This window comes from Staphylococcus marylandisciuri (assembly GCF_025519785.1).
Lineage (GTDB): Bacteria > Bacillota > Bacilli > Staphylococcales > Staphylococcaceae > Staphylococcus > Staphylococcus marylandisciuri.
The window spans coordinates 1-26,484 of the sequence record NZ_JAOPKZ010000003.1 but is presented as its reverse complement, the minus strand read 5'-3'; the positions used below and the strand labels follow the sequence as shown (position 1 = coordinate 26,484).

Genomic DNA, 26,484 nt, shown 5'->3' with positions numbered 1-26,484 from the left:
CCTTTCTTGTGGAAATTTAATTATTATTCTATCATAGGAAGGTAATTGATTTACAGGAGGAATGCGTAAATGGAGAAACTCCTAGTGATACACACTGGTGGCACGATTAGTATGTCGCAAGATGAAACTCAACACGTGTCAACGACTAATTCTAATCCAATTGCATCTCATCAAGATATCATTAAAAATTATGCTCACATAAAAGAAATAATCCCGTTTAATGTGCCTTCGCCGCATATGTCTTTAGCACACGTTATACAGTTACGCGATATTATCCAAGATGCTGAAGATAGTGGAGAATATAGTGGGTACGTTATAACTCATGGAACTGATACACTTGAAGAAACAGCTTTTTTACTCGATCTTATCATCGATATAAGCAATCCTATAACAATAACTGGTGCTATGCGTTCATCAAATGAAATCGGCTCGGATGGTCTCTATAATTACATTAGTGCGATCAGGGTATCCACTTGTGAGGAAGCTAAAGACAAAGGCGTTATGGTAGTCTTTAACGATGAAGTACATACTGCAAGAAATGTAACCAAAACCCATACATCTAATACGAACACGTTCCAAAGCCCAAATCATGGGCCTCTCGCTATTTTAACTAAAGCCGATGTCTTATTTCATCACCGGCCCAATTCTCAAATAGTCTTACCTGAAGTTGATAGTACGCTGACTGTTCCTTTAATTAAGGCTCATATGGGAATGCAAAGTGACATTTTAAATTATTACGGAGAAAAGAAAGTAGATGGGATCATTATTGAAGCGCTAGGGCAAGGTAATTTGCCCCCAGATTGCTTAGATGGACTCGATTTTTGCTTGGCTCAAAATATTCCTATCATTCTAGTTTCTCGTTCATTTAATGGTATTATTGGACCTGTGTATAGTTATGAAGGAGGCGGCGCTGATTTATTAGATAGAGGCGTCGTATTCTCTAATGGGTTGAATGGACCAAAAGCACGGCTCAAACTTTTAGTGGGATTAAGCAATCAGCTCAGTGATGAGGAATTGAGAAGATACTTTAACGCCTAACAGTTGTTCTAGCACAGCCAGTCTCTATATAAACTAACTGGAGTAAAGAATAGTTTTTATCTTTAATTCCAAGTGTTGTTAGTATAATATTAAACATAAGGGAGCGGGACAGAAAACTTTTTATTCAAATTAGATTTCTGTCCCGCTCCCTTTCTTCTTATTCTGTACTTCATATTGAACGGCTTCGCTTTTATAAGGCCGCCCCAACTCGCAGTGCTTGTTGAAACTGATTTACCAGTTTCTCTGTGTTGGGGCCCCACCCCAACTCGCAGTGCTTGTTGAAACTGGTTTACCAGTTTCTCTTTGTTGGGGCCCCCTGCTCAAATCTTAAACGCTTTTGCCCCGACCTCTTCACTTCTAGCTTTTATCGTTTTATACGATTCCAATTATGATTCTAAAGGTGTCTGCTTCTTAGATAATATACTTTGCGTAATAATACCTCCGTGATATTTACCATTTTCAATAAATATTGTATTGGCGTCGTTCCCAGCGGCGATCACCCCTGCAATGAAACAATTTTCAACATTCGTTTCATAAGTTTCTCTATTATACACTGGTGCTGATCCATATTCGTTTGTGTTGATTTTAATACCTATTGATTTTAGAAAATCATAATCTGGATGATAACCGATCATAGCAAAGACATGGTTATTAGGTATAACATGTGTTTCCCCATATTGTTCATATTCTACAGTGTCTTCAGTAATTTTAGTCACGTTAGCATTAAATTGCATTGAAATCTTTTCATGTCTGACTAGTGACTCAAAATTAGGTAATATCCAAGGTTTAATTGCACTAGGATAATTTGAACCACGATAAAGAACTGTGACATTCGCTCCGGCTTTCTCCAATTCGAGAGCGGCGTCAACAGCTGAGTTTTTGCCACCAATAATCACTACATCTTGGCCAAAATAAGGATGAGCTTCTTTGAAGTAATGAGAGACTTTAGGTAATGTAGCCCCCTCGACCTCTAGTGTATTATGCTGACCATAATATCCTGTTGCAACAGTTAAAAATCTAGATTGATATACACCTTTCGTCGTTGTTATTGTGAAGCGATTATCCACCTTATTTACTTTAAGCACTTCTTCAAATGGATTGATGCGCAGTTGATGATGTTTAACTACTTCACGATAATAGACGAGTGCTTGATTTCTTCTAGGTTTACTTTCTTCAACGATAAACGGTATATCGCCAATGCTTAATTTATCACTTGAGGAGAAGAATGTTTGATGAGTTGGATAATTATAGATAGCTTCTACTACATTACCCTTCTCTATGACTAAAGTATCTATCCCTTTCTTCTTTTGTTCAATAGCAGCGCTAAGACCGCACGGGCCGCCGCCTATAATAATACTTTCAACTGTTTTCATAACAGTATGCCCTCCTTCTTACCACTCATATATTATACCAATAGAAATTTTAAAACCAAATAATTAATACTGAATCCCCCCTCTATTAGGACCTGAATTTCATATCAAGGTGATAGATCTGAAAATTAATTGATAATAATTATCATTTTCATCTTGTGCTCGTCGACTTTATTAGGTATATTTATTTTAACAACTAAGAAAGGAAGAATTTCATATGAATAGAAAATTTACTAACCTCAGAAAGGGAGTAGTAACATTGCCAATAATCGTGGCCGGTGTGTACTTCTTCTCCCAACCCTCATCAGCTCATGCTAGTGAAACTACTTCCGTGACACCACAAAAAGAATTAGTTTCAAATCAAGTAGAAAAGGATCAAAATACGAATACTGGCACTTCACTAAGTACTAATCAGTCAAGCGACAAAGACCTTAATAAATCTAGTTCCTATAAGTCACAGAAAGAAGATACTTTAGCTCACACAGAAAGTACTGATAAAGCAGTAGAAGTTAGTGGTCAAACTGACAGTTCTGTCCAAGTTACAAATCAAACTGAGAGATCAACGCAACAGAAGTCCCTTTCTAACTCTCCAGGTTATACGGGCTTCAGAGCATATGGTTATAACGAAGAAGATTCAGTGGACTATGATACTTCAAAAGACCCTAATTATGATGAAGATGGTGTGCTCATCGATACGCGAAGAAAGTTAGAGAACTACGAAGCTTATAATAATACTGTCTATGTGTATGTCGAAAATGATAAGTATAAAGGTTCAATTGAAAATCTTAAACACGGTGAAGCAACAGGAGCCCTTATAGGTAAAAATTACATTTTAACTGCAGCGCATGTAATTTATAATAACAATTATCCTAGAGACTATATGACTGGCGGATACGTCGTTCCAGGTAAACATGCAGGTAATGAGCAATTTGGGCAGTTTAAAATTAAGAACTTGTATGTTCCAGATAAATACAAAGAAAGCCCGTTATTAAAGTACGATATTGGAATTATAGAGGTCGATCCTAGCACTGATGAAGAAGTGTCAATAACGAGAATACCACCTAATAAAATTAAAGCTTTTTCAGATGATATGATTGGCAAAGAAGTTTACTCTCGAGGCTACCCGCTGGATAAAAATGTAGACTCAATAGACCAATATGGAGTTAGTGGAACGATCATACAACGACAAAAAAATGGTAATATTGAATACTCTATGTATGGCCATTCGGGACAATCTGGAAGCCCTGTATTTCTTGAAGATACCGGTGAAATTATCGCAGTACACTCATATGGTATGAGAGGAAATAAATATGGTACCTTGGGCACACCTATTACTCCAGAATTGTACGATTGGATCATGTCAATCATTAATAAACCAACTGAAACTACAGAGGAACCATCTAAGCCAGTGAAGCCAGCACAACCAGTAGAACCGACTGAGCCAGAGGAGCCAGCGCAACCAGTGGAACCGACTGAGCCAGAGGAACCAGCGCAACCAGTGGAACCAACTGAGCCAGAGGAGCCAGCGCAACCAGTGGAACCAACTGAGCCAGAGGAGCCAGCGCAACCAGTAGAACCAACTGAGCCAGAGGAGCCAACGCAACCAGTGGAACCAACTGAGCCTAAGGAGCCAGCACAACCAGTGGAACCAACTGAGCCAGAGGAACCAGCACAACCAGTGGAACCAACTGAGCCAGAGGAGCCAGCGCAACCAGTAGAACCAACTGAGCCAGAGAAGCCAACGCAACCAGTGGAACCGACTGAGCCTGAGGAACCAACGCAACCAGGGCAACCAACTGGTACAGATGAGCCAGCACAACCAATTGGAACGATAATTTCTTCACCAGTTAAACCAAGTCAATCAACGACTGCGCTGCCAGCATCAATAGATAGTTCTAAAGTTATCCAAACTCATACCCCAGCAGTAATTGTTGATAAAGACTGCAAACCTATTCATAACGAGACGTTAGGTAAATCTAGTAGCTCATTGAATGGTAAAGGTTCAATTCAAAATGAAAAAAATAGTCTAGTTAATTCGCAAAATAGTAATAAAGCTAATCATGTTCAACCTTCTGTAGAACAAACCACTGTTGAATTACAACAGCCTAGTTTGAAGAACGTGCGCGCACAAGAAGCTAGAACTGCTTTAACCTCTTCTGCTTCAGAAATTACGAAACCAAACACTAGCGAAAAATTACCTGAAACAGGTCATGAAAAAAATATGTCTCCAGGTATATTTGCCACATTCGCAGCACTACTTGGTAGCTTACTATTTTTAAGAAAACGTAAGCAAGAGAAATAACAAGTTATTGACAATAAAAAGAGGCTGGAACATAAAGGTCTTTGACTAGAGAGAAAGAGGCTGGGATATAAATCCCAGCCTCTTTCAGCATGTTGGCAGTAGATGACTGATTTGAAAATGCGCTTGTATCAAGCTTTTTTCAATTCTAGTCATCCTTGCCGGGGCGGGACAGAAATCTTTTTTATTCAAATTAGATTTCTGTCCCGCTCTCTTTCTCATTAATACTATATTTTAATCAAAAGTGTATTATTGTGGTATGACTAAACGTTGACCATTGTGAATGTTGTTTCCTTGAATATTGTTTGCTTTACGTATCTTTTCAACGTTTTCAGGTGAGCCACTACCATAGTACTGAATAGCTATGCGGTATAAATTCTGTCCGTGGACAACGTGGGTTTGTTGGCCATTACCGGTTGATGGTTGGTTATTACTTTGAGCTTGGTTATTTTGTTGACCACTGTTTTGTTGACCATTATTTTGTGAAGCTTGATTAGACTGACCTGTGTTGCTGTTAGCAGTTGCTTGGTTATTTTGTTGATTATTATTTTGGGCATCAGTCTTCGCTTGATTGTCATCAGCGCTATTATTGTTTGAATCATCTGCACTGCTATTGTTATCTTTATCAGATTTTGCTTTATCGCTCTTAGAGTCGTCTTTATCTGCAGCTGCTTTATCTTTATCATCTTTGTCATCAGACTTATCATCATTAGACTTTTTATCTTTATCGGATTTGTGACTTTCATGACTAGCTGTTTTATTATCATTATTATTTTTATTGTGATCATGATGGTTTAAAGCCATGCCACCAAAGATAGCCAAAGCGCCTAAAATAAGGATAGCTGCTATTATCGGTAGTAGTATACCTAATAATCCTTTTTTCTTACCCTTATTATCTTCATTGCGATGTTCTTGTCGATTATGTTGATGGTCGCGGTTACCATTTCCACCGTGATTGTTTGCTGCCTTTGAAACACCAGCAGCTCCGGCAGCGCCTACTCCTGCTGCACCGGCAGCTTTTTTACCTGTATGACTTTTATCATTAGGAGATTTCTTCTCTTTCTCCTCATTCGCATGTGCTGCATCCTTTTCATGGTCTTGGTGCTTTTTAACCCCGGCAGCACCTGCCCCAGCAGCTGCAGTTCCACCTGCTACAGCAGCACCTTTCTTATCCGCGTTTGAATCATTTCTCTGACGTTTATTCTTTTCATCTTGAGTTAATCTGTTATCATCTGTAAGTTGGTTAGCATCTCTTCTTTCTTTAGAAGATTCTGTGCCGACTTCACTTTGATCATTTGACCCATGCTTACTTTCTTGAGGGTGTGTTTCATTATCTGTAACTTCTTTTTTTGAGACCTTATCATCTTGTTGATGAACGCGATCAGAATCATTTTGATTCGTTGCTTTATCTCGACGACGTTGACGACGTTGAGCATTTCTTGGTGGGAATTGTTCATCAGCATGATCTGTCACATCATTTTTGTGATCTTCCACTTGATCATTAAGATCATCTTGATGTTTATCCGTGTCTATAGACTGACGATTCTTCTCGAATTCGTCTCTAAAGTTGTTGGACACATTAATCATCCTTTCTCTAGGTATTTCATTCTTATTTATACACTATACCCTTACTTTTAGTATGTATGTGTATTTTAATAAAAAATATCAACATCTTTAGTATTATAGCCTTCTTTGAGCTAATAAGAAAGTTATTTGTTAGTATTAAAAAGCTGTTCGAGTTTTTCTTTATAATTTTGTTTTCGCTTGACCTTCTTTTTATTAGTTATTTTCAATGAAGGCAGTTCAGAATCGTTATCACAACAACGTGAAAATTCTTCTTCAAGCCCTTCATTAAAGTAATTGAGCAGATAAACGCGACGACACGTAGTTAAATCTTTATAACCTAGAATACGATGAAACCCCTCTTTTTTTCTGAGATATGCTTGTTTAAAAATAGAAACAAGTTGATCTAGGCGATAGTGGCTTGAGAGCGTATCTAAAATATTAAGTTTATACTCATCAAGCAGTTGACCATATTTATATAGTTTAATATCTTCTTCCTTAATAGCATCCGTGAACAACAGAGTTTCTAGTAAAGAAGTATCATCGGGTTGATATAAACTGATAGCTTGACTATATTTACCATCTCTTCCTGCTCTTCCTATCTCTTGAAGATAATTTGAAGGACTAGTAGGTAAATGAAAATGTATGATAGTACGTACATCGGGTTTATTCACGCCCATGCCAAATGCACTAGTTGCGACTATAATTGAGATAGTATTATTGATAAATTGTTCTTGAACCGTTTGCCGTTCTTGATAACTCATATCACCATGATAGATACCAGTTAAGTACCCTTTTTGATATATAGATTTAGCTAATTCATAACATTTTTTCTTACTTGAAACATAAATGATTGTAGAGCCAGAACGTTCGATAAACTTGAGTAACCAATCAATCTTCTCTTCATCGCTAGCTAAGTTTTTATGAGATAGACTAATATTTGGACGATTCATGCTCGTACGCACAAGAGAAAATTGAGTCGACAGGATATAATTTAAATCATGCTCTAGAGTTGGTGGTGCGGTCGCTGTTAAGGCAAGTATTGTCGTGTTATTAAAATGTTTAGTAATCTTGCCAACCAAAGCATAATGAGGGCGGAAATCATACCCCCATTCTGTTAAACAATGGGCTTCATCTAATACGATGAGACCGAAGTTTAAATGTTGTATCAATTTAATATTATTAGGTTGCAGTATAAATTCAGGGCTTAAGAAAATAAAGCGACTACTTTTCAGCGCTTTTATATTGTAATATCTTTCTTTCTCGTCCATCCCTGAATGTATATAACTCACACGGTATTCGCCGTTAGCCTTGAGCTGAGCAACTTGATCATCCATTAGAGAAATCAAGGGAGAGATGATTAAGGTTGCTTTCTCATTAATATAAGTAGGCAGTTGATAACACAAGCTTTTTCCACTGCCAGTTGGTAGGATTCCTAACGTATCTTCATTATTAAGCACACGCTCAATAACTTCTTGTTGTCCCTCTTTAAAACTGTCAAAGCCAAAATATTGTTTAAGCGCTCGATGTAACACGGAGATCCCCTCTTTCTATCCCTACGATCATCAGTTTAATTTGAAAATATGTGAGAGATGAGAACTTTTCTTTAAACATTTTCAATCTAAGGTGTTTATTATCGTTATAGAATGAGATGAAATGAGTCATATTGTCATAGGTAACAAAATGTAAATAATCAGTGAAGTATCCTTTAATAAATAGTTCAAGTACATGATCTTCTAGTGTACTTAATTTAATGTTTTGGTATGCAGCAATATCTTGAAAAGTCTTTTTATGTTTAAGTAGTTTGTAGGTTTTGTAAGTGTTTCGTGATAGAGTCGGTAACATAACTAGTTGAGATAAGAGAGGGTATTTATCAGGATTATTTATAGTTGATACGAGTTGAATTAATTCATTAAATTCATAAATCTTTAACTGTTCGAGAGGAATATCTTCAATTAAACTCACTTGATGCGACGTGTACATGCTTTCCTCATAACCAATTAAATAATAATGTAACACATTTTTTAAAGAACTTTCAGACAGAGCGCTGAATAACTGTTCTAGTTCAAGAATATAATGTTCTATCAGTGCTTCTTCTTTAATTTTATGAAATAAAATTTTAACACGTTGCTGAATATCCTTATGTTCAGTGATAGGAAAGAATTGATATGTTCCATTTAAATGAAACGAAATAGTTTGAGTCATAAGTTGTAATGCTTTAAAAGTGTGAACCATACTATCGTAAGTGAATTTAGATTGAAGGATGACGTCAGTTTGATAGTTACTATCCTTACCCTTTTCTGCTAAAATTCGCTCAAACGACGGATATTTTAAATTAGGCATGACGTGATATAATGACATAAGTCTCTGACTACATGCGTCAAAAAGGGTTTGATGAGACTTTTTACCTGTGATAATATTATATATGCTTTTTGTGGTTTTGTAAGGATATGCCTGCTCTAACGCAAAGGTAATGATTTCATTCATATAATTAACCTCTTTTAGTTTGATACGAAAATATTGAAAAATAAATATGTTGTGCTTAAAATGTTAATTATCGACGTAGATATTATCGCATTCCATATAGATTATATTAGAAGGCAATCAAGCGAATATAAGTCGATTATTTGTTTGATCCTCTTAAATTATGTCATTAGTTTAATTATTTATCAAAGGAGGCGAAATGAATGGCGAAATACACTATTGTAGATATGGATACTTGTATAGCATGTGGTGCGTGTGGTGCCGCAGCCCCTGATATATATGACTATGACGATGAAGGTATAGCTTATGTTATATTAGATGACAACCAAGGTACTGCAGAGGTGCCTGAAGAATTATACGAAGATATGGAAGACGCCTCAGAGGGATGCCCAACTGATTCTATTAAAATTGAAGAAGAATCATTCGATGGCGATGCCCTTAAATTTGAGTAGAGGCTAGCCTTAATATGACTAAAGTATTTCTCTTGAGCGTTTAGCTAAACTTGTGCATATTTGCCATATAATAAGAGAGGCTGAGACATAATGGTCTTTGACTAGAGAGAAAGGGAGCGGGACAGAAATCTTTTTATTCAAATTAGATTTCTGTCCCGCTCCTTTTTTATTTTACTGTTTAATTACTCTTTTTAAACGTTTATATAATAATAAGAATACTATCGAAATTGCTACACCTTTAATAATATTAAAAGGAATAATTCCTGAAATAATAATTATCTTTAAATTTTTACCTATATCATCTAACTGCACGATCATTCCATATAAAGGCAATAATACAAAGTAGTTTAAGATGCTTAATACGATGGTCATCACAATCGTGCCACAAACTAAACCTATTATTAGTGATTTCAATGTATCTCGATGACGACTTACGAAAAATGCGGTAAGTAGAAAACTTGTAGCCGCAAAGAAATTAGCAAGTGGCCCAACTGGTTCACTCAAATTGAACAACAGATGTAAGATAATTTTTATCGCTTCTACAGCTATTCCAGCAAGAGGTCCTAGTGAAAAAGTGGCCAGCAATGCAGGGACGTCACCGAAATCTAGTGTTAAATATGGAGGCAAGAAAGGTATAGGTATGCGAATCCACATAAGTATAAAGCCGATTGCCCCTAACATACTGATAGTGATTAAGCGTTTAGTATTTCTTTGCATGAACTAATTCTTCCCCTTTCATTCATCTTATCAAGAATAGGAGGAATAGTTGCATAACAAATAACCTCCATCTTCTCCCATCCAGACTATACTGTCGGCTCTAGATTCTCACTAGATCAGGAGGTTGAAATCGTACTTGGCCATCAACGATGAACCCCAGTTTATGACGTAAGAGATGATAGGTCGTAACTGACTCCTCTACACATAAGCGGATAATTAGTTATCTAAAGCCGAGTTAGGATATTAAGGAGTTGATGATAAAATCAAATAAGATTATTATTACACCTATGTCTCATCATAAGATTTCAACCTCGTCGCAGGCTTAAATTACTGCCGGTTGGGAATTGCACCCTACCCCGAAGATGAATTGATTTTATTTTACTTATATCATAGCTTATAACTCTGATAAAAACAATGGTAGTATAAGGGAGCGGGACAGAAATCTAATTTGAATAAAAAGGTTTCGTAGTCCCGCCCCAGCAAAGATGACTAGAATTGAAAAAAGCTTGATACAAGCGCATTTTCAAATCAGTCATCTACTGCCACGATGCTGAGAGAGGCTGGGATTTATCTCCCAGCCTCTCTCTAGTCAAAGACCTTTATGTCCCAGTTTCTCTTTGTTGGGGCCCCACCCCAACTCGCAGTGCTTGTAGAAACTGATATACCAGTTTCTCTCTGTTGGGGCCCCACCCCAACTTGCATTGCTTGTGGAAACTGATGAATCAGTTTCTCTGTGTTGGGGCCCCCTGCTCAAATCCTAAACGCTTTTGTTCTGACCGCCTACCCGTAAAGTTCTTAGGTCATGAATTTAATTTAGGTAGTTTAATTATAAATGTAGTTCCGTGCCCTAACGTACTTTGCACTTCAATATGTCCACCATGTTCCTCGATTATCATTCTACAAATAAACAGGCCTAACCCCGTACCTTGCTTACCTCTTTTACGAGAAGCATCAACTTTATAAAAACGCTCAAACACTTGTTCAAGGTGCTCTGGTGCTATTCCAGTACCAGTATCAGAGATATAGAGAATATCATAAGCAGAATTGTTATCCACTTGTATATGAATAGCGTCTCCAGGCTCAGTATATCTAGTAGCGTTGTCTACTAGATTAGTAAGCACTTGTTCAATGCGATCCAAGTCATAATACCATAAATGCCCGTCGGTTGAAGGATTTAAGTTCATATCGAGTTGCAGATCATTCGCTTGTTGTCTGTATTTTTGTTGTATTTTATCTAATAATATGTCTATAGGTTGAGCTTTCTGTTCTACGGTGAGTCCTTCAGCGTCCATTCGTGCAACATTTAAGAGTTCATTTACAAGTCGATTTAATCTCTTAGTTTCATCCAGTACAATTGATAACGAATCTCTAATTTCATCTGGTTCAGTAACTATACCATCAACGATTGACTCGGTGTAACCTTGTAATAGTGAAATAGGCGTCCGCAACTCATGAGATACATTAGCTATGAAGTCTTTCTTCATTTGATCTACATTATGCTCATTAGTCATATCTCTTATAATAGCCACTACACCGCTTCTGCCATCAGGTTGTATTTGTTGGATATAACTCATAATGATAACGTAGTAGCGCGTGTTGATTTCGTATTCTTCAAACTGTGTTTGTTTTTCATCTATAGTGCGTTGATTTTGTTTCTCTAGTTTGTTTAAAGTTTCATCGTCTAAGGTGTTTAAGATTTTCTCAGCCATATAATTAGATAAGATAATTTCTTTATTATCGTTAAAGCCTAATACCCCTTCGACCATCGAATTAATTAAGCTATCTCTAATATTTTTTGAAGAAGAAATCGCTTCAATATGTTGTTGTATTTCTGAACTCATAGTGTTGAAGGCACGTGATAACTCTCCAATTTCATCTTTAGTATGGGCAGGTAGAGTTTGAGTGTACTCGCCTTTTGAAACCTTTAGAGCTTGAGCGCGTAACTGTCTTAATGGTTTAGTAATTCGAGATGATAAGAAGAATGCGAATACTGTAGTTATAGCTAAAAATATGACCGCCATAATTAAAATGATGAGTGCTATCACATTATTGGTATGTTCGATACTTTTAAGATCTTGATAGATAAAGACGCCACTGAATTTGTGATGTTGATCTTGCTTATGTGATAGATGTTGAGTGGGATAGCCAATGAGGACGTACGTTCTTGACTTACCATCCACATTAATCGTTACATGTTCAGAAATATGTTTCCCATTGTCAAAGACTTTGTGATAATCTTTGTTTCTCTTAATTTCGTTTAACATTTTATATTTCGCTTGATCATCGCGCTCTTTAGCTACCACGTTCTTATCTTTCATGATTATGAGTCCAACGGGGCCCTCTATTAAGGAACGACTATGTTCAATCGCTGTGTCAGTATCATCAGTATGTTCTACAAGATGACTGATACGTTGCGCATTATCCTTAAGTTGATTTTCGGTATCTTGTGTGAAATAGGATTGGATAAAGGTTATCAATGCAATACTTAGTAAAATTAAAACTGTCGTTACTATAAATATTATAGTTAACCACAGTTTAATAACTACATTATTGAGCCGGTTCATCATGTTCAGCTACCTCAAATTTATATCCGACACCCCAAACAGTTTGAATCATACTCGCTGCTTCTTCGGAGACACGATTTAACTTTTCTCTTAGACGCTTAACATGAGTGTCTACAGTTCTTAAGTCTCCATAGAATTCATAGTGCCAAACTTCTTTTAACAATTGCTCTCGATCAAAGACTTTATTGGGTGTCTTCGCTAAGAAGATGAGAAGTTCATATTCTTTCGGAGTTAAATTGACTTCTTTTTGATCAGCTTTAACGCGATGGGCATCGTTATCAATGATTAAATGTTGAAACTCTATTAAATCTCTCGCGTGAGGTTCGCTTTGCTCAGTAGTACTGCCTTGAGTACGTCTTAATAGTGCTTTTACACGTAATACAACTTCTCGTGGGGAGAAAGGTTTGACGATGTAATCATCAGCCCCTGATTCAAAGCCCTCAACTCGGTTCGTCTCTTCTCCTTTAGCAGTCAGCATGATAATCGGTGTATCTTTCTGTTCGCGTAATTTAGAAGCCACACTGATGCCATCCATTTCTGGCAACATTAAATCAAGTAATATACAGTCAAAATCATGCTCTATTGCTTTTTGATATGCTTCCTTACCATCTTTAGCCTCTTCTATTTCAAATGATTCTCTTTCTAAATACAATCTGAGTAGTCTTCTAATTCTGTCTTCGTCATCAACTACAAGAATTTCATTAGGCATTTGTCTACCTCCCACACTTCTACATATCTCTTCACTACTATTATATCATATGTTTGAAGGTAAAAGTATTTTATAAAAAAGCTTCATTATAATTGTGCTAAACACGTTTTAAGTTGATTCTAATCGTGGATTGTCAGCCCTTACCATGTTCGGCTAAGTGGCGGAGCGTCTTTACTTCATGCGGGGTCATTACACGTCCTTCCCCAGCGTTGAGACCCTTCAGGTTTAATGGTCCTACTTGAGTTCGTTGCAATTTGTTTACCTTATAACCTAAGTATTCAAACATACGTCGAACTTGGCGATTTCGGCCTTCATGTATTGTGATTTCTACTAAAGTCGTCTCTTTCTCTTTGTCTTGCCGTTTAATCTTAACTTGAGCTGGTTGGGTCCAACCATCCTCTAACTTTACACCTTGCTCTAAAGATTTGACTTCTTCACGTAGTAGATAACCATTTATTTTAGCGACATATTTCTTTTTTATCTTATAACGTGGATGAGTGATTAAGTTTGTGAACTCTCCATCATTGGTAAGGATAAGTAAGCCTGAAGTATCATAGTCTAGACGACCTACTGGGTAGATTCTAGTTTCAATATCTTTAAAATAATCTGTAACTACTGTACGACCTCTATCATCTGATACGCTAGTAATGACTTGAGCAGGTTTATAGAAAAGAATATATAGTTTATCTTCTTGTTCAATTTTAACACCTTCTACTTCGACTTCATCACTGGCTTTCACTTTAGTTCCGAGTTCTGTGACAGTTTCTCCATTAACTTTCACTTTACCGTCTACGATTAAACTTTCAGCTTTACGTCTAGAAGTATAGCCGCTGTTGGCAATACGTTTTTGTAACCTTTCAATATTACTATTCATCGTCTTCTCCTTTTTGATTGATTAAATTACTAAAGAATGCTTCAATTTCTTCGTCTTCTTCCTCGGTTGTCGGCAACTCATCTATACTTTCAATTCCAAAGACGTTTAAAAATAAGTTCGTCGTATAAAGCTGTTGGCTACGAGAATTAGTTTCTGACTTTGCTTCTATTAACCCCCTAGCTATAAGCGTCTTTACAGCACCATCACTATTTATACCCCGAATCATTTCAATATCGCTTCTAGTAATTGGTTGATTGTAAGCGATGATAGACAACGCTTCCATAGCTGCTTGAGAGAGCTTCATATGATTATCTTGTTTGATTAATTGTTCTATGTATTGTGAAGCATCTTCGCGCGTTGTGAGCACGTATGTATTACCGTAACGTTGTATATTTAGTCCGTGTGAAGTATAACTTTCAACCAAAGATTCTATTTCCTTGGGAGCCACATCCATTACTTTACTTAACTGACTGATCTCTAAACCTTCATCTCCAGCCGTGTAAAGTAAGGCTTCTAGTATATCAAGACTTTTCAATTTGATAATTCACTCCTCTGACGACGTTGATATCCTCAAAACTGTTAAGTTGCTCTATATTTACAAGACCTGACTTAGACATCTCAAGAATAGCTAAAAAATGGGTAACTACATGTTCAACTGGCTCTTTGAATGTAAATAAGCTAAAGAAATTAAAGGATTGGTTCACTCTCAATTTTTGGTTCACTATTGATGTCGCTTGTTGAATCGTAAACGCTTCTTTACGAATCTCTACAGATTTTGGTTTCTGATAATCCATCCGAGTCTTCACTCGTTGATAAGCTATAATGAGTTCAGTTAAATCTATGGTTTGATTGGCATCCCATGTATCAGCGGTTTCAAGGTGTGATAAGTCAGTGGGATGTTTAGAATAAAGTTTAGAACGTTCGGCTTTTTTTTCATTTAAAATGTCTGTATATTCTTTGTAATTTTGATACTCAATTAAGCGACCAACTAACGATTCTCTCGGATCTTCTTCTGTTACTTCCTCTTCTTCGTGTTGAGGTAAGAGTAATTTACTTTTTATCATTAATAATTCAGATGCCATGACTAAATATTCGCTGGCTAAATTAATTTCTAATTGATTCATTGCGTGAATATAGTGCATGTATTGCTCCGTCAATTCTTTCATAGGTATATCATAGATATCAATTTCAAATTTTTGAATAAGGTGAAGCAATAAATCTAATGGTCCATTGAAAGCATCAAGCTTTACTTCATACATTTTATCTACCTCAATCACTTGCAATTTAAGTGCTTAATTCACTCAAATATTATAGCATGAAGTTATAGATATTTAAATTTGGAGTGGGCTATGATGTCACAAGCATTAATCGCTTTTTATTATCACTTTCACTATCACCAACATTATTTTCTCTGTCATGATATTCTAGAGGAAGCTTGGAAAGAGAATAGGTATTTCACTAAAGAAGATTCAATAGTAAGCTTAATACTGTGTGCCACAGCTTGCTATCACTATAGAAGAGGAAATTTGAAAGGAGCTTATAAATCGTTTAAGAAGGCTTTAAAAGTTATCGATAATCAAACGGCGCCTAATGATATTGATTTGGGGTTGATTAAGTATGACTACCAAAGGCTTTTAAAATTGCAAATGAGTAAAGTAGAGAACAAAGAACAATTCACGCCTGTTAGAATTCCTCTTTCACAACATATGATCGATCAAATTATGATGCACTATCCAGATTATACATTTACGTCACGTGTTGTTGAGGATAGTTATATTAAGCACCATCACCTTGAAAGAGATCGGACGGCTGTAGTACAAGCTCGTAAGGCAGCGCTAGAGAACAAGCGCTTAAATTATTAATCGTGTCAAAGGTATAGAAGATAGTAGTTCTATACACAAAATTTAAGTTTGATCTTTCATAAACGAGGGAATAGCTACCCAATTTAGTCACTTTTAATCCACAAGAAATACTTCTAAAGCCAACGAATAAGACTTGCTTTATGAGCGGAAGCGAAACAGCATGAATGACGACTTCTCTACAAATTATCTTGCTGGCAACTTAGCTTAGTCTGGTAGTCATGCTCAAATATGGTTCTCTTTTAATAATACTTCTTGGTAATACTACTGTGAAATGAGTTAAAGTACGTTAATTAATATAAATCCGTTAGATTTTAAGCTCTAGGATGGAAATTATTATATATTTTACGAATTTGAGATTTTGATACGTGTGTGTATAGTTGAGTAGTTGAAATGTCGGAGTGCCCTAACATTTCTTGAACTGCTCGTAAATCCGCACCGTTTTCTAACAGATGTGTAGCGAATGAATGACGTAAGGTGTGAGGAGTTAAAGTTTTGTGAATCTGAGCTTTAACGCCATATTGTTTAATCGATTTCCAAATGGCTTGTCTCGTTAATGGCTTACCACGTAAATTTAAAAATAACCCGTCGGTAACTGTATTTTTCATGAGTTTGGGTCGAACACTGTTTAAATAATAATCTAAATAATCAATAACTGTATCGCCTAATGGGACGATGCGCTCTTTATTACCTTTACCGAACACGCGTACGAACCCCATCATAAGGTTAAGATCTTCTACCTTTAAATTAATGAGTTCAGTTACTCGTATACCAGTTGCATATAATAATTCAAGTATAGCACGATCTCTACAACCGTTATTCTTTGAGGTATCAGGAGCTTCAATCAACCGTATGACTTCGTCTACTTCTAAGACGTCTGGTAGCTTACGCTCATATCTAGGGGTTTCTATTAATACCGTAGGATCTTTTGCAGCATATTTCTCTCTTAAAGCGAATTGATGAAAGCTTTTTAATGTTGATATAAACCGCGCAATTGATTTAGCAGATGCACCCTCATCTTGGAATTTACCTAGACAGAGTTGGATGGTCTCTCTCTCTACAAAATCAATGTGGCTGATATGATGGTTATCTAAGAAAGCCTGATATTTGTTTAAATCCCTACGATATGCTCCTATAGTGTTAGCGCTTAGCCCTTTTTCCAGCTGAATGAACTTTAAATATTCTTCGATTATCTCATCCATAGTCATACCTCTTAATGAAGCTTATTTCCCCTTAGCTTGGCAGTCGGAACATACGCCATGAAATGTTAAACGGTGGTCAGAGATTCTAAAATTAAAGTCTCGTTCAACCTTATCTTCCACTTGAGGTAAGAGATCTTCTTCAATCTCTTCAACCTTTCCACATTCCATACAAACTAAGTGATGATGGAAATGTTTAGCCCCTTCTTTGCGCAAATCAAAACGAGCTACCCCATCACCGAAATTGATCTTATCAACAACTTTAAGCTCAGCAAGCAATTCTAAAGTACGATAGACTGTTGCTAAACCAATTTCTGGAGCGCTTTCCTTTACCTTTAAATAGACATCTTCAGCGCTAAGGTGATCTTTTTCATTCTCAATTAATACACGTAATGTTGCCTCGCGTTGAGGAGTTAGTTTATAAGATGATTGTTGTAATTGTTGCTTCACGCGATTTAAACGTTCTTCCACGGAAGGTTCACTCCTCTACCATAATTATTTTAAGAAACTCATTTATCATTGATAATGATTCATAATTAAAATACCAGTAATTGATAAAATTCGCAAGTTAGTAACATTATTTATTTAGAATGATTATAATTAAGCAACATATGTTGTAAAGCAATTATTGTTTTAGCATCTTCTAATTCGCCACGTTGTAACATTTCCGCGATTTCTTCAATTGAGAATAATTGAATCTCTATAAATTCGTCTTCGTCTGGATGCATATCTCCTTTTTCTAATTGATCAGCAAAGTAAATTGATAGTCGTTCATTGGAGAAACCAGGTGAACCATACATATCAGTCACCCATTGAAGGCTTTTAGCGCGATATCCAGTCTCCTCTTCTAATTCGCGGGCTGCTGCTTCTTCTCGATTCTCACCTTGATCAAGCTTACCTGCTGGAATTTCCAATAATGGCTTTTCGCACGGTTTACGGAATTGTTTTACCAATACAATTTTATTGTCGGGGGTAAGCGCACATACAGCTACTGCACCATTATGAAAGACAAGTTCTCTTTTAGAAGATTCACCATTTATTAATTCAACTTCGTGCACTTCTAAGTCTATAATCTTCCCTTGATAAATACTTTCTTTACTGATTGTCTTTTCATTAAATTCCAATTTTTATTCTCCTTTGTATGTATTTAAATGATTGTTATTATCATATTATAGTCTTAACTCAATGAGAGTAAAAGCTCAAGAGTTTATTCTAACAGCTTGAAAAAGTATGGATTATAATTACAAAAAGGAATAAATGGGTAAATATGACCGTGTAAGAGGTCGAGACTAAAGCGTTTAGGATTTGAGCAGGGGGCCCCAACAAAGAGAAACTGGGAAACCAGTTTCCACAAGCACTGCGAGTTGGGGTGGGCCCCAACAAAGAGAAACTGGGAAACCAGTTTCCACAAGCACTGCGAGTTGGTGTGGGGCCCCAACAAAGAGATACTGGGACATAATGGTCTTTGACTAGAGAGAAAGAAGCTGGGACATAAATCCACGCCTCTTCAACATCTCGGCAGTAGATGACTGATTTGAAAATGCGCTTGTATCAAGCTTTTTTCATTTCTAGTCATCTTTGCCGGGGCGGGACTACGAAATCCTTTTATTCAAATTAGATTTCTGTCCCGCTCCCTCTTTCAGCATCTTGGCAGTAGATGACTGATTTGAAAACGCGCTTGTATCAAGCTTTTTTCATTTCTAGTCATCCTTGCCGGGGCGGGACAACAAATTCTTTTTGTTCAAATTAGATTTCTGTCCCGTTCCCGAATCGTGAGCGTATCTGTCGACAATCCTGCAGTTAGGACGCTGTTTATCGGTTTCCCAGAGCACGGAAACTTAAGGTCTCAACCTCGGTTGATATAGCGAACTTATAGTGGATGAAAGGAGACAAATGATGAATAAAGTAGAATTAAAAAGTAATATTAAACTTTCTGAACTAGGCTTAGGTTGTATGAGTTTAGGCACAGATTATAATCATGCTGAAGGGATAATTAATCATGCGCTTGAGAACGGAATAACTTATTTTGATACTGCTGATGTTTACGATAAAGGTGTAAATGAGGAAATTGTTGGTAAAGCTTTAAAAAAGTATCAAAACCGAGATGATATAGTTATTGGTACTAAAGTAGGTAATCACCGACAAGAAGACGGTTCTACTTTTTGGGATCCTTCTAAAAATTACATCAAGTCACAGGTTAAAGCATCACTTCGAAGATTAGGCTTAGATCACTTGGATTTATATCAGCTTCACGGTGGCACAATCGATGACCCATTAGATGAAACGATTAGCGCGTTTGACGAATTAAAACAAGAAGGACTAATCAGAGCATATGGTATCTCTTCTATACGTCCTAACGTTATCGACTACTATTTAAAACATAGTCAAATTGAAACCTTAATGTCTCAATTTAATTTAATAGATAATAGACCGGAAGCATTAATGGATGAGGTAAATCAAAAAGGTGTAAAAATGCTTGCTCGTGGTCCTGTGTTCAAAGGTCTTCTCACCTCAAATAGTAACCAAGTATTAGATGATAAATTTATGGACGGTATATTTGACTATAGCTATCAAGAACTAGGAGAAACGATAGCTTCAATTAAAGAAGTAGAAAGTAATTTAACTGCTCTTACATTTAATTATTTATTAGGACAGGAACCGATGGGATCAATTATCGTTGGAGCAAGTAGCAAAGAACAAATAGACGAGAATATTAAAAATTTTGATTACGCCAAAGAAATTAGTAGGGATATCGTGAAAGCAGCGCGAAATCGCGTGAAAAATGAAGAATATACCAATCATTTGAAATAGTTATCTTTCGTAAAATAGGACTGGAGTTCTGACCTCCGAGGATAATTAGCATGGGTAGGAGGAGCGGGATAGGAATCTTTTTATTCAAATTAGATTTCTGTCCCGCTCCCTTTTAACTTTGTACTAACAAAGCATGACCTAAGATTATTATAAAGTTGTTGTTCATCAGCTTGTGTTAAGAATTAACCCAGTTCAATCATTTTTTATTGCAACAAATTAGAGGATATTAAGGTATTAACTTACGTCAAATAAGGGTTTGATTCTTAAACGCTCGTCAATGCGAGCAACCGCATTATATTTAGACGCTTGCATTACTCATAAAGTAGGATGTAGACTCCTCTGTTAATTTAATCATTCGTTCCATAGATAAAGTAAGACAAAGTCTATACGATCGCCATGAATTCTGATTTTATCGTTTACTCTCTAACGTTTTATTATGAGAGAAGATGAATAGAGAAAGTACAAATAAATACTTTATAACTTTAGACTTAGCTAATATATTATATGTATAATGTTAACTGTATATGTTTCAGCAACGCCTCAATGATTGAATGAGACACACTATATTAAGTAATTTTCAACTCTTCCCTAGCCTATCATTGTATCTATGTTAATATGGATACATATTAATAAAAGGAAGTGATACAACATTATGAAACTCGTATTTTACGGTGCAGGTAATATGGCACATGCAATTTTTACAGGAATAGTTAACTCTAATGTAGTAAATTCAGATGATATTTACTTAACTAATCGCTCTAACGAGGAGGATTTAAAAAAACATGCTGAGGAATTAGGTGTCCGTTATAGTTATGATGATGAACAACTAATGAAAGACGCAGATTATGTTTTTTTAGGTACGAAACCTTATGATTTTGACAAACTAGCAGAACGCATTAAACCTCATATCTCTGATGAGAATCGCTTTATTTCCATCATGGCTGGACTACCGATTTCTTATATACAAGAACAATTAGAAACTGATAACCCTGTGGCACGAATTATGCCAAATACTAATGCGCATGTTGGTCACTCTGTCACTGGCATTAGCTTTTCTAATAATTTTGGACCTAAATCTAAAGAGGAAGTTCATGATTTAATCAATGCTTTCGGTTCAGTTATTGAAGTTCCGGAAGATCATTTACATCAAGTTACTGCAATAACAGGCAGTGGTCCAGCTTTCTTATATCACGTATTTGAACAATACGTTACCGCTGGTACTCGGTTAGGTTTAGAGAAATCTCAAGTTGAAGAATCAATTCGTAATTTAATAATTGGTACGAGTAAAATGATTGAACGGTCAGAACTAGGCATGGATCAATTACGTAAAAATATTACCTCTAAAGGTGGTACTACTCAAGCTGGATTAAACGCTTTATCGCAATATGATATTGAAAGTATTTTTGAAGACTGTTTAAAAGCAGCAGTTGAACGTAGTGTGGAGCTCTCTTCTCAAGATGAAGATGACGACGAATAGACTATCGCTAAGTCGAAGTACTAATATGAGTTAGAGGTTGAGACAAAAGTCTCTGTGCTCTCGTAATCGATTAATAGCGTTCCAAAAGTAGGATTATTGACAGAAACACTCACGATGCGTCAAGACTTTGAACATAATTTTACCTATCGTTCGGTTCTGCGTAAATCCTAAACGCTGTTATCCGGCCTCTTTTCTGTTCGTCAATTTAATACGTATTGTTATGGGAGCGGGACAGAAATCTAATTTGAACAAAAAGATTTCGTAGTCCCGCCCCGACAAAGATGACTAGAACTGAAAAAAGCTTGATACAAGCGCATTTTTCAAATCAGTCATCTACTGCCAAGATGCTGAAAGAGGGAGCGGGACAGAAATCTAATTTGAATAAAAAGATTTCGTAGTCCCGCCCCGGCAAGGATGACTAGAATTGAAAAAAGCTTGATACAAGCGCATTTTCAAATCAGTCATCTACTGCCAAAATGTTGAAGAGGTTGAGACATTACATTATGTCCCAGCCTCTTTCTCTCTAGTCAAAGACCTTTATGTGCCAGCCTCTTTAAAATTCTACAACATCAAAATCTTTGACTATATTAAAATCATTACGACCATATTCCTCTTTGAGTTTCTCCTTTAAGTTGTCTACCTCTTCAATGTTATAACGGTTACTTATGTGTGTAACTAGAGTATGTTTGACTTGTGCTAGATCGACTAAATGAAATACATCATCAATGTGGCTGTGAAAATAATTGTTAGCTAACGTTTTATCCCCTTCTAAATAAGTACCTTCATGAACCATGATATCAGCGTGATGTGCTATCATTTTTTCGTTTGGACACGGCTTGGTATCGCCAAATATCGCTATTGTCGGTCCTAACTTTTCTGGCCCTTTGAATTGTGTAGAATCATATATATGACCGTTATGTTCGAATGTTTCTTCTGTTTTGACTTGTTGATACTTCGGTCCCGGTTCTAAACCGATTTCTTTTAAGGCGGCAACATCTATAGTTCCTGGAGTTGAAGGTGCTTCAATACGGTAACCGTATGAAGCAATACCGTGATTCAAAAGGTGTGCCGAAACTTCAAAGCCATGGTGCTGATAGGAAAGTTCATTATCTATTTCAATGAAAGTGATAGGATAATTAAGTTTTGAAGCGGAAAGACGAAGCGTAGTCTCTACGAATTCCTTTATACCTTTCGGACCGACGATGGTTAATGGTTTACCTTCTCCGCCTTGAAAAGATCTGCTAGTTAAAATACCTGGTAACCCAAAAATATGGTCTCCATGCATATGAGTTAGAAAGATATGATCCACTTTACCTAATTTGATCGAGTGATGTAGAATTTGATGTTGAGTACCTTCTCCTACGTCAAACAACCAAATGTGGTTGCTATAGGGAGCTAAATTTAAAGCAACTGCTTGCGTATTACGTTCTTTAGTGGGTAAGCCAGCACTCGTGCCTAAAAAAGTTATTTCCATGCATTCTTCCCCCTTTTCGAAAGTATTTTATCATAGAATAATTAGAAAGATATACTCACTTATAAACTTAAGCAAAAAGGTATGAATAAATTTCCTACTTGTTTTATAATAAACTAAGATTAAAAAAGAATTGAGGTTTTAATCTTGAGTACTAAAATAAGGAACATTCCATGTCTAATCACTATCTTTGGCGCTACTGGTGATTTAAGTCATAGAAAATTATTCCCCTCACTTTTCCATCTCTTTCAACAGGATAACTTAAATGATCATATTGCTATTATTGGAATTGGAAGAAGAGCTTACTCTAACGAAGAATTTCGCGCACAAGTTAAGAAATCCATCCAAACCCATGTAAATAATACCAAACATATTGATAAATTCATGGAGCATGTTTTCTACCATATGCACGATGTGAGTGATGCTAAAAGTTATGAACAATTACTAACTTTTAGCAACCAGCTCGATCAACAATTTGGTCTTGAAGGCAATCGCTTATTCTATTTAGCCATGGCGCCGAAATTCTTCGGAGTGATTTCCGATTACCTCAAAGACTTTGGGTTAACTGATACGTCCGGTTTCAAACGTCTAGTCATAGAAAAGCCCTTCGGAAGTGATTTAGCTTCAGCTGAAGAACTTAATAATCAAATTAGACAATCTTTTAAAGAAGAAGAAATCTATCGTATCGACCATTACTTAGGTAAAGACATGGTTCAAAATATTGAGGTTCTGAGATTTGCAAACGCTATGTTCGAACCTTTATGGAATAATAAGTACATATCTAATATACAGGTCACTTCCTCAGAGATACTTGGAGTCGAGGATAGAGGCGGTTATTACGAAACAGCAGGTGCCCTGAAAGATATGGTTCAAAACCACATGTTACAAATGGTGGCATTGCTCGCTATGGAACCGCCAATCTCGTTAAATAGTGAAGATATACGAGCTGAGAAAGTAAAAGTTCTAAAGTCATTACGTAGATTAGAACCCGAAGAGGTAAGACATAATTTTGTACGTGGTCAATATGACGAAGGTACTATAGATGGCGTACCCGTTCCAAAATATCGTGATGAAGATCGAGTAGATCCCAATTCAGACACACCTACTTTAGTAGCAGGTAAGTTATTGATAGATAACTTTAGATGGGCTGGAGTACCCTTTTACATCAGAACAGGTAAGCGAATGAAAAGTAAAACAATTCAAGTTGTGGTTGAATTTAAAGAAGTACCATTAAATTTATATTATAAAACTGATAAGAAACTAGATTCTAATTTACTCATTATTAACATTCAGCCTAATGAAGGAGTGTCCCTTCACTTAAATGCGAAGAAAAATGTACAAGGTATTGAAACAGAGCCTGTACAACTATCTTTCTCAATGAGCGCTCAAGATAAAATGAATACAGTAGATGCCTATGAAAATTTATTGTACGATTGCCTAAAAGGTGATGCAACAAACTTTACCCACTGGGAAGAATTGAAATCCACGTGGAAATTCGTAGATGCTATCCATGAAGAATGGTCTCAAACGCCAGCAGACTTTCCGAATTATGAAGCTGGCACGAATGGTCCATTAGAGAGTGAACTTCTACTAAGTCGTGACGGCTTCCATTGGTGGGAAGATGTTCAGTAATCGCAATTGGTTGAGCAACAGTTGACAAGGTTGAGACATAAAGCTTTAGTACCCTGGGAAACCGAATAACGGCGTCCCAAAAGCAGGACTTTCGACAGAAACTTCTCACGATTCGGGAGCGGGACAGAAATCTAATTTGAATAAAAAGATTTCGTAGTCCCGCCCCGGCAAGGATGACTAGAATTGAAAAAAGCTTGATACAAGCGCGTTTTCAAATCAGTCATCTACTGCCAAGATGCTGAGATATTACATTATGTATCAGTTTCTCTTTGTTGGGGCCCCTGCTCAAATCCTCAACGCTTTTGTCCCGACCTCTTAGCTGTTGCTTTTTATTAAGCGATTATCTGTGTTAAAGTTAAAAATTGTTGAAGACATATAGGAAAATAGTTATTTTTCTCATATACAACTTTATGATGTAAGTATTGATGGAAATAAGTTAAAATGAGTATAATTGAATTTAATACAATAGGAACTACGCATTGTAAATTAGGAGTGGAAGAATTGGATGTTATCAAGCAAATACAACAAGCAATCATACATATTGAAGACCATTTGCTAGAATCATTTCAATTACAAGAATTGAGTGATTACGTAGGTCTTTCACCATATCATTTAGATCAGTCTTTTAAGATGATTGTAGGTAAATCTCCTAGTGACTATGCTAAAGCGAGAAAAATGACGCTCGCTGCAAAGGATGTAATCAATAGTTCTGGAAGCGTTGTAGATGTAGCAAAAAAGTATAAATATAAAACAGCCAATGATTTTGCTAACGATTTCAGTGACTTTCATGGTATTTCGCCAATTCAAGCCAATACAAAAAAAGATGATTTGAAGATGCAACCCCGTTTATATTTAAAACTGTCTACTACTGAACGCGCACCATATAGTTATCGTTTGGAAAAAGTTAAGAGCATGCCTTTAGTAGGTTATGCTAGATATTTAAATGCTGATGAAATAGAGAACCCTTATAAAGTGCCTGATTTCATAGAAGACTTACTGGTCGAAGGTTATATTAAAGATTTACAGAGATATAACGATATCTCTCCTCACGAATTATTTGTAATTAGTTGTCCGTTAGATAATGGCATGGAGATCTTTATAGGCGTCCCAAGTGAACGCTATCCAAGTCACTTAGAAAGCCGTTATTTACCAGAGCGTCAATATGCTAAATTTAATTTGCAAGGTAATATAGATTATGTGGTAAATGAAGCATGGTACTATATAGAAACAAGTTTACAAATGACGTTACCTTATGAACACAATAGTTTATATGTTGAAGTTTATCCTTTTGATGTGAATTTTAATGATGATTTAACTAAATTACAACTGTGGTTGCCTATCGATCAAGAGGGATACGATTAAAGTAGGCGAAGGAGTACCTTTAACATAATAGACTCATCTATTTCCTATACCACCTTAAATAAAAAGATAATAAATGATCTAGGATTAATTCAAGTCAAAATGTTTAAAAAATAATTAATATAGCAGATTAATACACTATCTCAATAGTTGTATAAACTGCATTTCATTGCCAAACGTATCTAAAAATCCTGGTATATTAACTGTTCATTTAGAGTTTTTTCTACTTATAACTTGAAAGAATAGACTGTAATTTAATATTATTACTTAATTTCCTGTTCATTCATTTGAAAATGAAAATAAGCTTAACGCTATATTTCTTGTGAATACATCAGTTATAGGTACTCAACTAGTAAGTGTCAACACTAAAAACGGGAGCGGGACAGAAATCTAGTTTGAATAAAAAGATTTCGTAGTCCCGCCCCGGCAAAGATGACTAGAATTGAAAAAAGCTTGATACAAGCGCATTGCCAAGATGCTGAAAGAGGCTGGGACATAAAGATCTTTGATTAGAGAGAATAAGGCAATTTCTATTGTAATAATACAGAAATTGCCTTTTTTACTATTATTTTGACTATAGTTAGCTCGTTGAGCTACTACTTTTCT

General features: G+C 36.2%; 25 protein-coding genes and 1 pseudogene. 9 read left to right on the top strand and 17 right to left on the bottom strand.

Features of this window, described 5'->3' with window-relative positions; all coding sequences use genetic code 11:
• The first annotated feature begins 69 nt into the window (after positions 1 to 69).
• Entirely contained in the window at positions 70 to 1,038 is a 969-nt protein-coding gene (locus N9R04_RS02050) for an asparaginase (protein ID WP_262854551.1), read from the top strand.
• Between the two features lie 89 nt (positions 1,039 to 1,127).
• Here the strand turns inward: N9R04_RS02050 and N9R04_RS02045 are convergent, their stop codons facing one another.
• Both N9R04_RS02045 and ypdA read right to left on the bottom strand, forming a co-directional pair.
• Entirely contained in the window at positions 1,128 to 1,298 is a 171-nt protein-coding gene (locus tag N9R04_RS02045; RefSeq protein WP_262854550.1) for a hypothetical protein, read from the bottom strand.
• 126 nt (positions 1,299 to 1,424) lie between these two features.
• The gene (ypdA, locus tag N9R04_RS02040) at positions 1,425 to 2,411 is read right to left on the bottom strand and encodes a bacillithiol disulfide reductase YpdA (protein ID WP_262854549.1); all 987 of its coding nucleotides are present in this window, start codon (positions 2,409 to 2,411) and stop codon (positions 1,425 to 1,427) included.
• Positions 2,412 to 2,625: 214 nt separating this feature from the next.
• Between ypdA and N9R04_RS02035 the strand changes: the two genes are divergently transcribed.
• Positions 2,626 to 4,710 carry a trypsin-like serine protease gene (locus tag N9R04_RS02035; protein WP_262854543.1) on the top strand — a complete coding sequence of 695 codons (2,085 nt, stop codon included), beginning with the start codon at positions 2,626 to 2,628 and terminating at the stop codon, positions 4,708 to 4,710.
• 246 nt (positions 4,711 to 4,956) lie between these two features.
• On the opposite strand, the gene N9R04_RS02030 is transcribed toward N9R04_RS02035, so the two are convergent.
• The 3 genes from N9R04_RS02030 to N9R04_RS02020 all read right to left on the bottom strand — a co-directional run bounded on the left by N9R04_RS02030 (position 4,957) and on the right by N9R04_RS02020 (position 8,757).
• Complete coding sequence (locus N9R04_RS02030) at positions 4,957 to 6,294, bottom strand: LysM peptidoglycan-binding domain-containing protein (RefSeq protein WP_262854528.1); 1,338 nt, start codon at positions 6,292 to 6,294, stop codon at positions 4,957 to 4,959.
• A 122-nt stretch (positions 6,295 to 6,416) separates the two neighbouring features.
• Positions 6,417 to 7,805, bottom strand: a complete 1,389-nt coding sequence (locus N9R04_RS02025; protein WP_262854526.1) for a RecQ family ATP-dependent DNA helicase — start codon at positions 7,803 to 7,805, stop codon at positions 6,417 to 6,419.
• Positions 7,786 to 8,757: a helix-turn-helix domain-containing protein gene (locus N9R04_RS02020; RefSeq protein ID WP_262854523.1), complete on the bottom strand. Its 972-nt coding sequence runs from the start codon at positions 8,755 to 8,757 to the stop codon at positions 7,786 to 7,788. Before N9R04_RS02020 ends, N9R04_RS02025 begins: the two co-directional genes overlap by 20 nt.
• Positions 8,758 to 8,957: 200 nt before the next feature.
• Between N9R04_RS02020 and N9R04_RS02015 the strand changes: the two genes are divergently transcribed.
• Entirely contained in the window at positions 8,958 to 9,206 is a 249-nt protein-coding gene (locus tag N9R04_RS02015; protein ID WP_262854522.1) for a ferredoxin, read from the top strand.
• A gap of 171 nt (positions 9,207 to 9,377) precedes the next feature.
• On the opposite strand, the gene N9R04_RS02010 is transcribed toward N9R04_RS02015, so the two are convergent.
• From N9R04_RS02010 to N9R04_RS01980, 7 genes are all read right to left on the bottom strand, one after another.
• Positions 9,378 to 9,923 (bottom strand): ECF transporter S component, encoded by a 546-nt coding sequence (locus tag N9R04_RS02010; RefSeq protein ID WP_262854518.1) that lies wholly within the window; start codon positions 9,921 to 9,923, stop codon positions 9,378 to 9,380.
• A gap of 589 nt (positions 9,924 to 10,512) precedes the next feature.
• Entirely contained in the window at positions 10,513 to 10,677 is a 165-nt protein-coding gene (locus N9R04_RS02005) for a hypothetical protein (protein ID WP_262854500.1), read from the bottom strand.
• Between the two features lie 46 nt (positions 10,678 to 10,723).
• Positions 10,724 to 12,487: an ATP-binding protein gene (locus N9R04_RS02000; protein WP_306439795.1), complete on the bottom strand. Its 1,764-nt coding sequence runs from the start codon at positions 12,485 to 12,487 to the stop codon at positions 10,724 to 10,726.
• Positions 12,471 to 13,196, bottom strand: coding sequence for a response regulator (locus tag N9R04_RS01995; protein WP_262854486.1), 726 nt, complete (start codon positions 13,194 to 13,196; stop codon positions 12,471 to 12,473). Before N9R04_RS01995 ends, N9R04_RS02000 begins: the two co-directional genes overlap by 17 nt.
• A gap of 133 nt (positions 13,197 to 13,329) precedes the next feature.
• Positions 13,330 to 14,070: a pseudouridine synthase gene (locus N9R04_RS01990; RefSeq protein ID WP_262854479.1), complete on the bottom strand. Its 741-nt coding sequence runs from the start codon at positions 14,068 to 14,070 to the stop codon at positions 13,330 to 13,332.
• Positions 14,063 to 14,605: an SMC-Scp complex subunit ScpB gene (gene scpB / locus N9R04_RS01985; RefSeq protein WP_262854475.1), complete on the bottom strand. Its 543-nt coding sequence runs from the start codon at positions 14,603 to 14,605 to the stop codon at positions 14,063 to 14,065. The genes N9R04_RS01990 and scpB overlap by 8 nt, the downstream gene beginning before the upstream one ends.
• Positions 14,592 to 15,329 carry a segregation and condensation protein A gene (locus tag N9R04_RS01980; protein ID WP_262854467.1) on the bottom strand — a complete coding sequence of 246 codons (738 nt, stop codon included), beginning with the start codon at positions 15,327 to 15,329 and terminating at the stop codon, positions 14,592 to 14,594. The genes scpB and N9R04_RS01980 overlap by 14 nt, the downstream gene beginning before the upstream one ends.
• Before the next feature lie 93 nt (positions 15,330 to 15,422).
• Here N9R04_RS01980 and N9R04_RS01975 point away from each other — a divergent pair, with 93 nt between their 5' ends.
• Entirely contained in the window at positions 15,423 to 15,932 is a 510-nt protein-coding gene (locus N9R04_RS01975; RefSeq protein WP_262854461.1) for a DUF309 domain-containing protein, read from the top strand.
• Positions 15,933 to 16,243: 311 nt separating this feature from the next.
• Here N9R04_RS01975 and xerD read toward each other — a convergent pair whose 3' ends face one another.
• The 3 genes from xerD to N9R04_RS01960 all read right to left on the bottom strand — a co-directional run bounded on the left by xerD (position 16,244) and on the right by N9R04_RS01960 (position 18,252).
• Entirely contained in the window at positions 16,244 to 17,131 is an 888-nt protein-coding gene (gene xerD, locus N9R04_RS01970) for a site-specific tyrosine recombinase XerD (protein ID WP_262854456.1), read from the bottom strand.
• A 21-nt stretch (positions 17,132 to 17,152) separates the two neighbouring features.
• Positions 17,153 to 17,599: a ferric iron uptake transcriptional regulator gene (fur, locus tag N9R04_RS01965; protein ID WP_262854455.1), complete on the bottom strand. Its 447-nt coding sequence runs from the start codon at positions 17,597 to 17,599 to the stop codon at positions 17,153 to 17,155.
• A gap of 110 nt (positions 17,600 to 17,709) precedes the next feature.
• Positions 17,710 to 18,252, bottom strand: a complete 543-nt coding sequence (locus N9R04_RS01960; protein WP_262854452.1) for an NUDIX hydrolase — start codon at positions 18,250 to 18,252, stop codon at positions 17,710 to 17,712.
• A gap of 181 nt (positions 18,253 to 18,433) precedes the next feature.
• On the opposite strand from N9R04_RS01960, the gene N9R04_RS01955 reads away from it, so the two are divergent.
• From N9R04_RS01955 to proC, 3 genes are all read left to right on the top strand, one after another.
• On the top strand, positions 18,434 to 18,601 hold the full coding sequence (locus tag N9R04_RS01955; RefSeq protein ID WP_262854445.1) for a hypothetical protein: 168 nt from the start codon (positions 18,434 to 18,436) through the stop codon (positions 18,599 to 18,601).
• A gap of 423 nt (positions 18,602 to 19,024) precedes the next feature.
• The gene (locus N9R04_RS01950; RefSeq protein ID WP_262854435.1) at positions 19,025 to 19,939 is read left to right on the top strand and encodes an aldo/keto reductase; all 915 of its coding nucleotides are present in this window, start codon (positions 19,025 to 19,027) and stop codon (positions 19,937 to 19,939) included.
• A gap of 652 nt (positions 19,940 to 20,591) precedes the next feature.
• Positions 20,592 to 21,416, top strand: a complete 825-nt coding sequence (gene proC / locus N9R04_RS01945; protein ID WP_262854424.1) for a pyrroline-5-carboxylate reductase — start codon at positions 20,592 to 20,594, stop codon at positions 21,414 to 21,416.
• A 553-nt stretch (positions 21,417 to 21,969) separates the two neighbouring features.
• On the opposite strand, the gene rnz is transcribed toward proC, so the two are convergent.
• Positions 21,970 to 22,890, bottom strand: coding sequence for a ribonuclease Z (rnz, locus tag N9R04_RS01940; RefSeq protein ID WP_262854407.1), 921 nt, complete (start codon positions 22,888 to 22,890; stop codon positions 21,970 to 21,972).
• Between the two features lie 144 nt (positions 22,891 to 23,034).
• On the opposite strand from rnz, the gene zwf reads away from it, so the two are divergent.
• Complete coding sequence (zwf, locus tag N9R04_RS01935; RefSeq protein WP_262854398.1) at positions 23,035 to 24,519, top strand: glucose-6-phosphate dehydrogenase; 1,485 nt, start codon at positions 23,035 to 23,037, stop codon at positions 24,517 to 24,519.
• 501 nt (positions 24,520 to 25,020) lie between these two features.
• Positions 25,021 to 25,881, top strand: coding sequence for an AraC family transcriptional regulator (locus tag N9R04_RS01930; RefSeq protein WP_262854976.1), 861 nt, complete (start codon positions 25,021 to 25,023; stop codon positions 25,879 to 25,881).
• A gap of 387 nt (positions 25,882 to 26,268) precedes the next feature.
• Here N9R04_RS01930 and N9R04_RS01925 read toward each other — a convergent pair.
• A pseudogene (locus N9R04_RS01925) lies at positions 26,269 to 26,484 on the bottom strand (hypothetical protein); the annotation flags it as partial.